Origin of the sequence: Megasphaera sp. (assembly GCF_047831605.1) — a bacterium.
Taxonomy (GTDB): Bacteria; Bacillota; Negativicutes; order Veillonellales; family Megasphaeraceae; genus Megasphaera; species Megasphaera intestinihominis.
Genome location: NZ_CP181255.1, coordinates 1,167,489 through 1,179,796 on the forward strand (window position 1 = coordinate 1,167,489; position 12,308 = coordinate 1,179,796).

Genomic DNA, 12,308 nt, shown 5'->3' on the forward strand with positions numbered 1-12,308 from the left:
TATTCAATCAATTATTTCGTTTCTTTGTGTAATGTTTCTTTTTTGCAGAACGGGCAGTATTTTTTCAGTTCCAAACGGTCCGGATTGTTCTTTTTGTTTTTGTTCGTCCGGTAGTTACGCTGTTTGCATTCTGTGCATGCCAAAGTGATAGCTGTACGCATTCCTTACACCTCTCTTAAAAATAGTCACAAGCCTAGTGTTACGTAAGACTGCCTTTATAATGTATCACAACAGTCCCCTCTAAGTCAAGGAAATTTTTCTGTAACTAAAAAAAGCCAGGCGTTGGTGAACGCCTAACTTCGATTATTCTAACATGTAACGACCGTCCTGTCAAGAGATTTCCCATAATTCCATAGCGGGCCGCCCAGCCACAGCTGTCCGTTCTGGCAACCGTCCTGCGCCTTCCGTAGGTCGGCACCTGACGGGCCAGAAAGGCGCGGGACGGCCCCTACGCACAAGGCCGCTGGCCGTGCATTTTTTTGTGACTTGTGGCCTGCGTCTATCGCGGCGCATCCGCATCTGAATCGTACAACGCCGCCAGGGCGTCCTGGTATGTTCCCAAGATGCGCCCCACCTGTGCTTCTATGGCGTCGTGGCTGCCGTGGCGGTCGCGGAGCATGGCCAGCCATATGTCTTCATCGACGAAGAGGTATTGTTCATAGGCCGCGGCGATGAGTTCCTTGGCGGAGCCCATGGCAGCCATGCCCTGGCCGTCCCGCTTCAGGGCTTCGCGAAAGGCCATCAAGCCCAAATCAAAGGCTTCCTGGAAGATGTGGACGATGCCATGGCAGACGAAGGGGTTCGTCAAATCCGCTTCCCGAGCCTGCTGCAAAAGCTGTATATGTTCTTGGAAATTATCCTGCCAATCCATAGCTGCCTCCCCAAACATCAAATATCAAACATCAAACCTATTATAATGGATTTCCGGCAAAAAAAGAAGCAGCCCTGCTGTCAGGAGGAGACAGGGCTGCTTCACGATAAATGGCTTGGGAATTTAGCCAGAGATTTTCTGTTGTGCCAGATAGGTTTCTTCCAGGACCTGTTTGCCTGCAATACCCGGCTGGGTCATTTCCTGCGGCGACAGGATGATGTCCATCTGTTCTTTCGTCAGATAGCCGTGTTCGAGGATGATTTCCCGGATCGGGCGGCCTGTGGCATAGGCTTCCTTGGCCAGCATGGACGACCGTTCATAGCCGATGTGCGGCAAGAGGGCCGTGACGATGCCGACGCTGTGGTCGACCCAGGACTGGCAGGCTTTTTTGTTGGCCTTGACGCCTTTGAGCAGGTATTTGACGAAGGCGTGGATAGCGTTGGTCAAATACTGCATGGAGTGGAAGAGGTTGAAGGCCATGACCGGTTCCATGACGTTCAATTCGAACTGGCCGTTTTCGACGCCCAGGCTGATGGCCATGTCATTGCCGATGATCTGGTAGCACGTCTGGTCGAGGACTTCAGCCATGACCGGATTGACTTTGCCCGGCATGATGGAAGAACCGGGCTGACGGGCCGGCAGCTTCAATTCGTTGAGGCCGCAGCGCGGACCGGAAGCCATGAGGCGGAAGTCGTTGGCCATCTTGATGAGCATGAGAGCCGTAGCTTTCATATTGCCCGATACTTCGGCAAAGATATCCGTGTTATTGGTCATATCGATGAGGTTGCGGGCCGTGACGAAGATATCACCGGTCAGCATGGAAAGTTTCGTGGCGACGGCTTTGATGTAAGCCGGTTCGGCGTTGAGGCCCGTGCCGACGGCCGTACCGCCCATGTTGATGACGTGGACGCCTTCGAGGGACCGGGAAATGCGTTTGCGGCCGCGGGCGACAGCCGAAGCATAGGCGCCCATTTCCTGGCCGAGCGTAATGGGAACGGCATCCTGCAAGTGGGTACGGCCCATCTTGATGACATCTTTGAATTCATCGGCTTTGACATCCAGTTCCGTTTCCAGTTCCTTCAGTGCTTCTGTCAGCTTCTTGCCTTTCATGCTCAGGGAGACTTTGATGCTCGTCGGGAAGACGTCGTTCGTCGACTGAGCCATGTTGGCGTGATTGTTCGGCGAGATGATGTCGTAACGGCCTTTTTCTTTGCCTATGATTTCTAAGGCCCGGTTGCACAATACTTCGTTCATATTCATGTTTACGGAAGTACCGGCACCGCCCTGGATCGGATCAACAGGGAACTGGTCCAGCCACTGGCCGTCGATGATTTCACTGGCAGCCTGTACCAGGGCATTGCCGATTTTCTTGTCGAGCCGTCCCGTTTCCATGTTGGCGAGAGCAGCTGCTTTTTTGACAATGGCCATGGCCTGGATGAAGTCCGGATCCAGATGTTCACCTGTAATATGGAAGTTTTCCATAGCCCGCATGGTCTGTACGCCATAATAAACATTGTCCGGTACATTCATTTCACCTAAAAAGTCATGTTCTGTTCTCATAATATCCTCCCCAATACCAAATCTTGCAATAGATGCATTAAATATTTTGTATACAGTATTCAAGTAATAATTATAGCAATACTTTCGTAATTAAATTCATACCCCTCCGGCGTCCCCACGCCGTTACATACACAAAAGGCGCTGTTGAAACTGCTTTCAACAGCGCCTTTGCCGTACGTACTATGAATTTACCTATATCATAGTGCATAGATGGGCAGATGTCAATATTTATTCCGCCACTTTATGTTTTATTTAGACTTCTTGCAGCCTTAGGCTTCTTCGATGGCCCCAGCCGGACAGGAGTTCATGGCTTCCTGAGCAGCATCGTTGTTAGCTTCCGTCGATTCAGCATAGGCTTCAGCCATACCCGTATCATCGTTCATACGGAACACTTCCGGGCAAGTCCCAGCACACATACCACAGGCAATACACGTATCGTTTACTTTATATTTCATAATGAGTCACTCCTTTGTCCGGACCGTCTATCCGGAAAACTTAGTCCAGTAAGTCATTCCTTACTGTGCCTATAGTATACCCTGTTTTCGGCCAAAGGGTCGTTGTATTTACAACGCTTTAGCAAATTAGCGATACGATGCCTGATAAATAGCAACGCAGTCTTCTTCACTCATGGGCATGCGGTCGGCCATGAATAATCCCGCCATGGCCGTCTTGGCATTATGGGCCATTTTATGGAATTCATCGGGACTGATGCCGTAGTCGGACATCTTGAGGTTGGCGACGCCGCATTTTTCCTGCAATTCTTTCAAGGCGTCGAGGAAGTCTTCCGGTTTGGCCGCATCCGGACGCCCCATATGGCGGGCCAGGATGATGAAACGGTCGTCACAGACGTGGATGTCGATCATGTGCGAGAAATAAGCCAGGCTGATCATAATCAGGCCGGCGCCGTGGGGCAAGGCCTGGTGATAGGCGCTGAGGGCATGTTCCAGCGAGTGTTCACTCATGTTGGAGCTGAGGCACATTTCCAAGCCGCCGAGATAGTTGCCGAAAGCCACGCGTTCCCGGGCCTTCATGTCGATGCCATTCTGGACGGCTGTCGGCAAGTAGGCGCTAATCTGGGAGATGGCTTCCAAGGCGACCATTTCGCTCATGAGATTGGCCTTATTGGCCAGATAGCCTTCGATATTGTGGAACAAGGCATCGAAACCCTGGTAGGCCGTGAACTTCGGTGGTACCGTCGCCATGAGTTCCGGGTCGATGATGGCCAGGACCGGGAAGAGGGATGGTCCTTTGACGGGCGTCTTTTCATTCGTGTCTTCATTGGTGATGACGCCGCCGGCATCGGTTTCCGAGCCGGTCCCGGCCGTCGTCGTAATGGCGACGATAGGCAGGGGCTTGATGGCAATGGGTTTGCCCTTGCCCGTGCCCTGGGTGATGTAGTCCCACAAATCGCCGTCATTGGTGGCGACGACGGCAATCCCCTTGGCTGCATCGATGCAGCTGCCGCCGCCTAAGGCGACGATGAAGTCACACTGATTTTCTCTGGCCATGGCGCCGCCGCGCATGACAGTCGATTTCAAGGGATTCGCTTCGACTTGGTCGAAGAGGACCGTTTCGACGCCGGCTGTATGCAGTTCCTTTTCCGTCCGGTCCAAATAGCCATTGACTTTCGTCGATTTCCCGTTGGAAATGACCAGCAGGGCTTTCTTGCCGGGAAGGGCCTGTTCATGCAAATGATTGAGCTGACCGGCACCAAATAACGCTTTCGTAGGGACAAACATCTGAAAAGACACGATAACACCACTCCTATACTGGGAATAAAAAAGAGTCTTATCCACTTGCGGGTAAGACTCCATCGTCATGAATAAATTTAATTTACAAGCCGATTATACTATAATATTTTATTTTTATCAACTGACTATTTTATATTTTAATTTTTCTTTGGCTGCAAGGAAATTTCCGTTACGCCATAGCCAGCATTGACAACGGTTTTTAACAACGTGTCATCGCTCACGGAATCAGCGACGACGACTTCTGCCTGGCCGCGCATCAAGTCAACTTTGACCTTGCCCACGCCGTCGACGGCTTTAAGGGCTTCAGTCACGTGCTTAGAGCAGTTCTGGCAAACCATGCCGGTAATGTAGATATATTTTTTCGTCCCCTGAATATCATCGTGATGGAAGAGATTGCTGAAAAATCCCATAAGTCACGCCCCCTCTGTTTCATTTTATTATGAATTCTCATCATCAATATTATAGCGTATCTTGCCGATATTGCAAGATTGGTGATAAAGGATACTGTATACACAAATCTATATTTATAAAACATATTGACGATACTTACTGTATCATAGTACACTGTATTTAACAAAAAGTTTATACAATTTAACTTTTTCATTGTTTTTATTAAAAAAAAGGAGTGTGTTTTATGTCGTTTTTCCATACGAAATCCGTTGCCCAGCTTCAGAGCGATGCAGAAAACTCAAAGCTGAGCAAAAACCTCAGCGTCTTTGACCTGACATTCCTCGGCGTCGGTGGTATCATCGGGGCCGGTGTCTTCGTCCTGACCGGGATTGCCGCCGCCCGCTATGCCGGCCCGGGCGTAGCCTTATCCTTTGTCATTGCCGGTATCCTCTGTATCCTCGTCGGCCTGACGTACAGTGAATTTTCCTCCTTCATCCCGGCTTCGGGCAGTGTCTATTCCTACACCTTTGCCTCCCTCGGCGAAGGCATGGCCTTCCTCTGTGGCTGGTCCCTGCTCCTGGCCTATACGGTCACAGCCAGTGCCGTCGCTGTCGGTTTCTCAGGCTACCTGTCGGGGATGACGGCCTCTTTAGGTCTGGTAATCCCGGATTATCTCCTCAAGACGCCGGCTGAAGGCGGCCTGGTCAATCTGCCGTCCATCATCATTATCCTTTTATTGTGCTTAGTCCTCATCCGCGGCACCAAACAGAGTGCGAAATTGAATTTTGCCCTTATCCTCGTCGCCCTGGCCGCTATCATCGCCTTCGTCGTCATCGCAGCGCCTCACGCCCAGGCAGCTAACTTATCGCCCTTCATGCCCTTCGGCGTCCGCGGCGTCTGCAGCGGGGCGGCTATCGTCTTCTTCTCGTACATGGGCTTCGACGCCGTCGCAACGTCAGCCGAAGAATGTAAGTGCCCGTCACGTGACCTGCCAATCGGCATCATCTCCTCCATCGTCATCTGTATGACCTTGTACATTGCCGTATCCCTGTCGCTGACAGCTGCCATCAATTACACCCAGCTCGATACACCGGAACCGGTTGCCTATGCCCTGCGTCTCCTCGGCTGGCCCGGCATGGCTAACCTCATCGCCGTCGGCGTCCTGGCCGGTATCATCACGACGCTCATCGTCTATCTCTTCGGTCAGTCCCGCGTCTTCTTTGCCGTATCCCGCGACGGCATGCTGCCGCAGAAGCTCTGCAAGATCCATCCGACCTTCCACACACCGTATTTGATCACCATTTGGGGCTCCATCCTCATCGCCGTCATTTCCGGCTTCGTCCCGCTCATGCACATCGTCGAATTGTCCAATACAGGGACCTTGGCCGTCTTCCTGGTCAACTTCATCGGCATCGTCGTCATGCGCCGCAAACACCCGGAAATCCCGCGGAAATTCCATTGCCCCCTGCTCTACCTCATCGCTCCCGTCGGCATCATCGTCTGCTTCTACCTCATCTATGAACTGTCGACACTGACCCACATCCTGTTCGCAGGCTGGATTCTCTTAGGCCTCATCGTCTACTACGCCTACAGCCGTAAACACAGCATTGTAAGAGAATAAAGGGAAGTGAAAAAGGAGCTGTCGCATCGCGGCAGCTCCTTTTTGAGTGGCTAGTGGCTAGTTGTTAGTGGCTGGTTTTAAATTTAAAGCTATTACATCAAACATCATACCATTTCCATCGCCTGTATGCGATATCGTAGGGGACGTCCTGATAAGGCGTCCCGTTGTGGGAATCCCGTAAAATGCTGTTTGGAGAAAACGCCATTCGCAGGCCCGCAGACCGCAGTTCGCAAAACCATGCCTCATTAACCCGTTACGTATATCATCGACTGTTCGCTACGGGCCGCCTTACCCGGCCGGCCCCTACGCAGGCCCCGGTCGGGGCATTTTTTACGAGCTGAGGGGTACTCGAAGCGATGTTATCAGTTTGAGATTGTCGCCGCACAACCGCATCCGTAGGAGCAAGCCCAGCGGGCGGCCCGCTACGCGCTGAGGGTTTCCCGAAGCGTCGTTGTCAGTTTGAATCTGTCGCGGCGCAGCCGCATCTGAATCCGAGCGAACCGCGGCCTGCGAACTGCATCTCATCTATATTTTAATGGTGGAAGTCCGTGCGATGTGTTGCTTCTACGTGGTCAGCAAAGGATGTTTCTTTTTCCTGTTTGGCAAAGCCCTTCAACATCCAGGCCATGTTGCGGCCGATGTTGCGCATGGTCTGCATCCCTTCCAAATCTTTGCGCACTTCGTCCGGCGTCATGCCATGGACCATGTTCCAATATGTCGAGGTAACGATGGGCATGCTGGCGATGCCGAAGTATTTATTCAGAGCATCAATGGATGCCGTCGTGCCGCCGCGGCGGGCCGATGCAGTCGCAAATCGGCCGGGGCCCTAACTGGAAAATTTCATAATCGATATCACATTCTTTTGAAAGAAATGGAAGCCGACGGCATTCTCTATAGAAAAGAATATCCCCAGGTACCGCCAAAAGTCGAATATGGACTGACGGAACTGGGGAAATCTTTGATGCCTATTCTACATGAAGTTTGTACGTGGGGACAGAATCACTACGTTCAGCGCTGAATCCCGAAAGCCTGGAAGCCGGGATAGATGCCCTGGCCGCACAATTCGTCTTCAATCTGCAAGAGACGGTTGTATTTCGCTACGCGTTCGCTGCGGTTCGGCGCACCGCTCTTGATCTGAGCCGTATTCAAGGCGACGGCCAGGTCGGCAATGGATGTATCTTCTGTTTCACCGGAACGGTGAGAAACGATAGCCCGATAGCCGGCACGGTGCGCCATCTTGATGGCTTCCAGCGTTTCCGATACGGAGCCAATCTGATTGAGCTTGATGAGGATGGCATTGCCGCAGCCCTGGGCAATCCCTTTGGCCAAACGCTTCGTGTTGGTTACGAATAAATCGTCGCCCACGAGCTGTACGCGCTGGCCCAAGGCTTTCGTCAAGGCCGTCCAGCCATCCCAGTCTTCTTCATCCAAGCCGTCTTCGATGGAATAAATGGGATAAGCCTGGGACAATTTCTGCCAGTGGGCGATGAGTTCGTCCGTCGTAAAGGACTGGCCACTCTTGGGCAGAACGTAAACGCCCGGTTTGGGCCCCTTCCATTCGCTGGCAGCGGCATCGAGGGCCAGGACGAAATCCTTGCCCGGTTCATAGCCGGCTTTTTCAATGGCCTGAAGGATATATTGGATAGCTTCTTCGTCGCTGGCCAAATCAGGAGCAAAGCCGCCTTCGTCACCGACGGAAGTAGCCAGCCCCTTGGCTTTCAAGAGACCGGCCAGGGCATGATAGACTTCGGAGCACCAGCGCAGGCCTTCCCGGAAGGAAGGAGCGCCTGCCGGCATGATCATGAATTCCTGGACATCGACGGTATTGGCAGCATGAGCCCCGCCGTTGAGGATATTCATCATCGGGACGGGCAGATAATTACCATTGACGCCGCCGAGGAAACGATAGAGGGGAATCCCCAGGGACGCAGCTGCCGCACGGGCGCAGGCCAGCGATACGGCTAAGATGGCATTGGCACCGAGCCGCGATTTATCTTCCGTCCCATCGGCACGAATCATCAGGTTGTCGATACCGTAAGTATCAAAAGGATTCTGCCCTCTCAAGACATCCTGTAAAACTGTATTGACATGATTGACGGCCTGGCTAACGCCTTTGCCGCCAAAGCGCTGAGCATCGCCATCGCGCAATTCCAGGGCTTCAAACTGCCCCGTCGAAGCGCCGCTGGGAGCCGCGCTGCGGCCCAAAGTCCCATCGGATAACAACACATCGGCCTGTACCGTAGGATTACCCCGCGAATCAAGGATTTCCCGGCCAACGACTTGTTCAATACGGATATCTTTCATAGTAAAACCTCCCCTGTCGAAAGTAATATATAGCGAATACCATAATTTCAGTATCTTTACAGCTATATTATACAATATTAGTCTCCTTTCGCATAATGCTTTATGAGAATCGCTGTTATTATAATTGAGTATGTTCGCAGGCCGCCGGTCGCAGTTAGCGGTTAGCGGTCAGCAGTTAGCCGTTAGCAACGGCCGTCCCACGAGCCACGAACCACTAGCCACTATTTTCCCACCTCTCCTGCCGAATCGAGGCGGTCCACTGGACCGCTTTCGTAGGGGACGTCCTGTAAGCCTTTTTGGCCCGTCAGGTGCCGACCAGCAGGAGGCGCAGGACGGCTGCCAAAACGGACAGCTGTGGCTAGGCGTCCCGTTGAGGGAATCCCGCGAAATGCTGTTCGGAGAAAACGCCATTCGCAGGCCGCAGGCCGCCGGTCGCAGTCAGCAGGCGGTCCACCGGACCGCTTTCGTAGGGGACGTCCTGTCAAGGCGTCCCGCTACGCGCTGAGGGTTTCCCGAAGCGTCGTTGTCAGTTCGTGGCTCGTAAAACCATGCCTCATGGACCTGTTATGTATATCACCATTTATTCGCGGCGGGCCGCCCTTTGGGACGGCCCCTACGCAGGCCCCGGTCGGGGCGTTTTTACGAGCTGAGGGTTACGCGAAGCGATGTTGTCAGTTTGAGTCTGTCGCCGCGCAGCGGCATCCGTAGGGGACGTCCTGAAAGGCGTCCCGCTACGCGCTGAGGGTTTCCCGAAGCGTCGTTGTCAGTTTGAGTCTGTCGCGGCGGAACGCCGCATCTGAGTCCGAGCCCGTCATGTATGGCGTGTACATCACATTTCAGGCGGGCCGCCCTTTGGGACGGCCCCTACGATGCGGCCATAAGGCCGCAAAAACAAGCCACGAACCATTAACAACGAACAGCAAAAAAGCACTGGCGGTTGTCCCACCTCTCCTGCCGAATCCAGGGTATCTCTGTCTGACCGCATACTTTCACTCCATCAGGTCACGAGATTCGGCATAAGCGACTCACACGGTTTTGCGCGTCGCAGAGCTCCTTCAAAACCGGTTCCCTGCTTATCCCAGGGAACCCTGGTCGGATAGGAAGCCGCCTCGTCCCACATCGCTTGTCATGTATGATGGGTACCCCCATTATTCCGAACGGGCGCCCCACGTGGGCGCCCTTGCTAGCTGCTAACTGCTGACGGCTAACAACAAAAAAAGGGGCTGTCGCATTAAGCCATTTCGGCTTTGTGCGACAGCTCTCTTTTTTTATTCTATTTCATCGTTCTATTCTCTTTTTTTAGCTAAACGTAAAAAAGGTACACGAAACAGACCGGCCATCCAGTCGGCAAAAAACGTGTGCCTTTGCTATGTATATGGTTATTCAAGCACTCTTTTTCACTTTTTTTAAGGAATAAAGGTATGTCCCGAAATTGCCGGATTGCAGCTTGTGATGTAAGGTCAAGACATTGTGGGCCATTGCCAGTATGATGCTGGTTGCCAGGGCGTTCTCCGTTCCATGGCTCAAAAAACGCCGGAACGACAGATTCGCCTTGATGTCGGAAAAAGCGCCTTCAGACTGGATGGAACGGTTCATTCGAAGCATCTTCCCTGTAGGAGAACTGATGTGAGCTTCCATTTCGGCCCGTTGGGCTTGGAACCTTTTAGAAAGTTCTAATTGCTTCGTCCTTTTTTCCAACGGCTTCTTGCTGCGATTGCCATGAATGCATCCTTTCTTATAGGGACAGTCCGAACAATCCTCACAGACATAATGGCTTTTGCGTATTTTAAATCCCGTGCTGGTTGTTTCGGTCTTTTTCCCAACACAGGTCAGCTTACGGTGATTGTGGCAATAAAAGACATCATTTTTCGCATCATAGTCCATATTCTGGAATTTGCCAATATCTTTTTTGAAACGGCGTTTTTTCCGCTGCTCATGGTCGGACGGTTTGATGTAAGCATCATACCCCTGTTCGGCGAGCTTCGTGTAATTTTCTTCGCTTTCATAGCCGGAATCTGCAATGATACGGGTATACTGGAAAGGGAAATGCTTGCGAAAATCTTCGAGGAAAGGCAGCAGGGTGGTACAATCTGAAGTCTGCGGTCCGACAGTGACCCAGGTAACGAATCCAGCGTCCACGCTATATTGTACATTATATGCAGGCTTGACCTGGCCGTTTTTCATGGCGTCTTCTTTCAGATGCATGAAGGTGGCATCGATATCGGTCTTGGCATAGCTGTTCCGGTCCCCGCAGTAATGAAGCTGGACGGCGTACTCTTTTGTCTTATGCAGGAAATCCTTGGCTTTTTCAATGGCCTTTTGCAATGGCGTCTTACGATGGCCTTTGCCATGGACGAAAACGATGTGTCCTTCTCGTTGAAGCCGTTTTAATTTCCCCAACAGCCGCCGTAAATGGTACCGATGGACAGCGTGTGTATGGAGCACTTGGATGCCAAAGAGTTCCTGGGTCTTAAGAATAAAGCCCGGAATTTTTGCTAATACTTTGGCCTGCCGTTTCGTGACACTCTTCTTCCAGACAAAAGTGTATTTATTGGCAACAGATTCGATTTTTGTCCCATCGATGAACAAATTCTTCAGCGATAAGGCCCCGGCCTGAGCCAAGACGGCATCCATGTCGGCAAACAAGGTCCGGCTGCATGCCGCCATATGATGAGAACGGAAACGGGCGATAGTCGCATGATCGGGAACGGGTTTCCCTTCCAGCAGATATTGAAAATTCAAATCTCTCCGGCAAGCCGATTCAATACGACGGGAACTGAAAATCTGGTTCATGCTGGCATAAATAACGATGGCCAGTAACTGGCGTGGTGAAGCCTGATTTTTCTCGATACGAGAATACGTCTGGTACAGCGGTGATAAATCCATCCTTTCTATGAGCAGCTTCACTAACCGCACGGGATCGTCATCCGGAATCTGAAATGAAATATTCAAGGGAAGTGATAGTTGATAAGGCGCTTCCCATATTGTATAATTGACATGCGTATTTAGTGTCGTCATAACTCTATTTTACGCGCAATCCCGGGCTTTTTACAGTCCGGGATTTGTTTTTTTCAGATTTTTTTGTTCAGCCCTAATGGATACGGCTGCCTGGCCCCTGGCGGGTGACATTGCGGGAACGACCTCGGTCCGGCGCGGTCCGGGTAGGCCGTGCCGGATGCCGTGCGTGCTATTTGCGTCCGGCGTGCTGCTTTGTTTGAGCGCAGCGAGTTTCAGCACGCCAGCAAATGGCACTCTCGGCAAGAGGAGTGGAGCACGCGAACCAGCTAGGGGCCAGGTGGCCGATGCCAACCTCTTCAGAAGAATCCCTCAGACCGCCGTTGGCGGCCAGCTCCCCTTCACAGGGGAGCCTTTTGGCGCTCCTGCGCCTGATTTCCAGAGTCTATTGCGGCAAAGCCGCTTCTGAGTCCGAGCAAACCGTCCACGAAGAACGACCATAAAGCTATGATGTTTTTGCATACATAAAAAGAGCCTGTGCACGATTACGTGCGACAGGCCCTTTTTTTCTTAATCAGCGGCTTCCTATCCTCCCAGGGGGCCTCCCCCCAAGTACTTTCGGCGTTTGCGGGCTTAACTGCTGTGTTCGGCATGGGAACAGGTGGATCCCCGCAGCTATCGCCACTGAATTATGTTATTCAGGCGTCGGACAAGTCCGACATAAGCGATTCACACAGTTTTGCGTGTCGTCTCCGACTCCTTCAAAACTGGTTCTCTGCTTATCGTATCCTGACAACTGCATAAAAATGTTTCATACATCCAACGAACTATCAAGAATCTTTCCGCTCGTCTCCGA

11 protein-coding genes and 1 rRNA gene are annotated in these 12,308 nt (G+C 52.1%); 2 read left to right on the forward strand and 10 right to left on the reverse strand.

Features of this window, described 5'->3' with window-relative positions:
• Positions 1 to 11: 11 nt before the first annotated feature.
• The 6 genes from rpmG to ACFWUB_RS05675 all read right to left on the reverse strand — a co-directional run bounded on the left by rpmG (position 12) and on the right by ACFWUB_RS05675 (position 4,592).
• Entirely contained in the window at positions 12 to 161 is a 150-nt protein-coding gene (gene rpmG, locus ACFWUB_RS05650) for a 50S ribosomal protein L33 (protein ID WP_014015374.1), read from the reverse strand.
• A 338-nt stretch (positions 162 to 499) separates the two neighbouring features.
• Positions 500 to 871, reverse strand: coding sequence for a nucleotidyltransferase substrate binding protein (locus ACFWUB_RS05655; protein ID WP_020311059.1), 372 nt, complete (start codon positions 869 to 871; stop codon positions 500 to 502).
• A 123-nt stretch (positions 872 to 994) separates the two neighbouring features.
• Complete coding sequence (locus ACFWUB_RS05660; protein WP_296821030.1) at positions 995 to 2,431, reverse strand: aspartate ammonia-lyase; 1,437 nt, start codon at positions 2,429 to 2,431, stop codon at positions 995 to 997.
• Positions 2,432 to 2,700: 269 nt separating this feature from the next.
• Entirely contained in the window at positions 2,701 to 2,886 is a 186-nt protein-coding gene (locus ACFWUB_RS05665) for a ferredoxin (RefSeq protein ID WP_020311061.1), read from the reverse strand.
• A 126-nt stretch (positions 2,887 to 3,012) separates the two neighbouring features.
• On the reverse strand, positions 3,013 to 4,182 hold the full coding sequence (locus tag ACFWUB_RS05670; RefSeq protein ID WP_292282417.1) for an iron-containing alcohol dehydrogenase: 1,170 nt from the start codon (positions 4,180 to 4,182) through the stop codon (positions 3,013 to 3,015).
• Positions 4,183 to 4,319: 137 nt separating this feature from the next.
• Positions 4,320 to 4,592, reverse strand: coding sequence for a heavy-metal-associated domain-containing protein (locus tag ACFWUB_RS05675; RefSeq protein WP_292262314.1), 273 nt, complete (start codon positions 4,590 to 4,592; stop codon positions 4,320 to 4,322).
• 224 nt (positions 4,593 to 4,816) lie between these two features.
• Between ACFWUB_RS05675 and ACFWUB_RS05680 the strand changes: the two genes are divergently transcribed.
• Entirely contained in the window at positions 4,817 to 6,193 is a 1,377-nt protein-coding gene (locus ACFWUB_RS05680; protein WP_416183631.1) for an amino acid permease, read from the forward strand.
• 532 nt (positions 6,194 to 6,725) lie between these two features.
• On the opposite strand, the gene ACFWUB_RS05685 is transcribed toward ACFWUB_RS05680, so the two are convergent.
• Complete coding sequence (locus ACFWUB_RS05685; protein WP_294026062.1) at positions 6,726 to 6,929, reverse strand: hypothetical protein; 204 nt, start codon at positions 6,927 to 6,929, stop codon at positions 6,726 to 6,728.
• 135 nt (positions 6,930 to 7,064) lie between these two features.
• Between ACFWUB_RS05685 and ACFWUB_RS05690 the strand changes: the two genes are divergently transcribed.
• Complete coding sequence (locus ACFWUB_RS05690) at positions 7,065 to 7,211, forward strand: winged helix-turn-helix transcriptional regulator (protein ID WP_298676898.1); 147 nt, start codon at positions 7,065 to 7,067, stop codon at positions 7,209 to 7,211.
• On the opposite strand, the gene eno is transcribed toward ACFWUB_RS05690, so the two are convergent.
• From eno to rrf, 3 genes are all read right to left on the reverse strand, one after another.
• Positions 7,202 to 8,497, reverse strand: coding sequence for a phosphopyruvate hydratase (eno, locus tag ACFWUB_RS05695; RefSeq protein ID WP_416183632.1), 1,296 nt, complete (start codon positions 8,495 to 8,497; stop codon positions 7,202 to 7,204). The two genes, ACFWUB_RS05690 and eno, sit on opposite strands and share 10 nt — an antisense overlap.
• 1,383 nt (positions 8,498 to 9,880) lie before the next feature.
• The gene (locus tag ACFWUB_RS05700; RefSeq protein ID WP_292282715.1) at positions 9,881 to 11,515 is read right to left on the reverse strand and encodes an IS1182 family transposase; all 1,635 of its coding nucleotides are present in this window, start codon (positions 11,513 to 11,515) and stop codon (positions 9,881 to 9,883) included.
• Between the two features lie 509 nt (positions 11,516 to 12,024).
• Positions 12,025 to 12,141, reverse strand: a 5S ribosomal RNA gene (gene rrf, locus ACFWUB_RS05705).
• Positions 12,142 to 12,308: the final 167 nt, after the last annotated feature.

Bases quoted from the DNA above. Each gene is read 5' to 3' on its own strand.
- ACFWUB_RS05665 (WP_020311061.1), bottom strand. From the start codon at position 2,886: ATGAAATATAAAGTAAACGATACGTGTATTGCCTGTGGTATGTGTGCT.
- rpmG (WP_014015374.1), bottom strand. From the start codon at position 161: ATGCGTACAGCTATCACTTTGGCATGCACAGAATGCAAACAGCGTAAC.
- ACFWUB_RS05660 (WP_296821030.1), bottom strand. From the start codon at position 2,431: ATGAGAACAGAACATGACTTTTTAGGTGAAATGAATGTACCGGACAAT.
- ACFWUB_RS05700 (WP_292282715.1), bottom strand. From the start codon at position 11,515: ATGACGACACTAAATACGCATGTCAATTATACAATATGGGAAGCGCCT.
- ACFWUB_RS05680 (WP_416183631.1), top strand. From the start codon at position 4,817: ATGTCGTTTTTCCATACGAAATCCGTTGCCCAGCTTCAGAGCGATGCA.
- eno (WP_416183632.1), bottom strand. From the start codon at position 8,497: ATGAAAGATATCCGTATTGAACAAGTCGTTGGCCGGGAAATCCTTGAT.
- ACFWUB_RS05690 (WP_298676898.1), top strand. From the start codon at position 7,065: ATGGAAGCCGACGGCATTCTCTATAGAAAAGAATATCCCCAGGTACCG.
- ACFWUB_RS05675 (WP_292262314.1), bottom strand. From the start codon at position 4,592: ATGGGATTTTTCAGCAATCTCTTCCATCACGATGATATTCAGGGGACG.
- ACFWUB_RS05655 (WP_020311059.1), bottom strand. From the start codon at position 871: ATGGATTGGCAGGATAATTTCCAAGAACATATACAGCTTTTGCAGCAG.
- ACFWUB_RS05685 (WP_294026062.1), bottom strand. From the start codon at position 6,929: ATGCCCATCGTTACCTCGACATATTGGAACATGGTCCATGGCATGACG.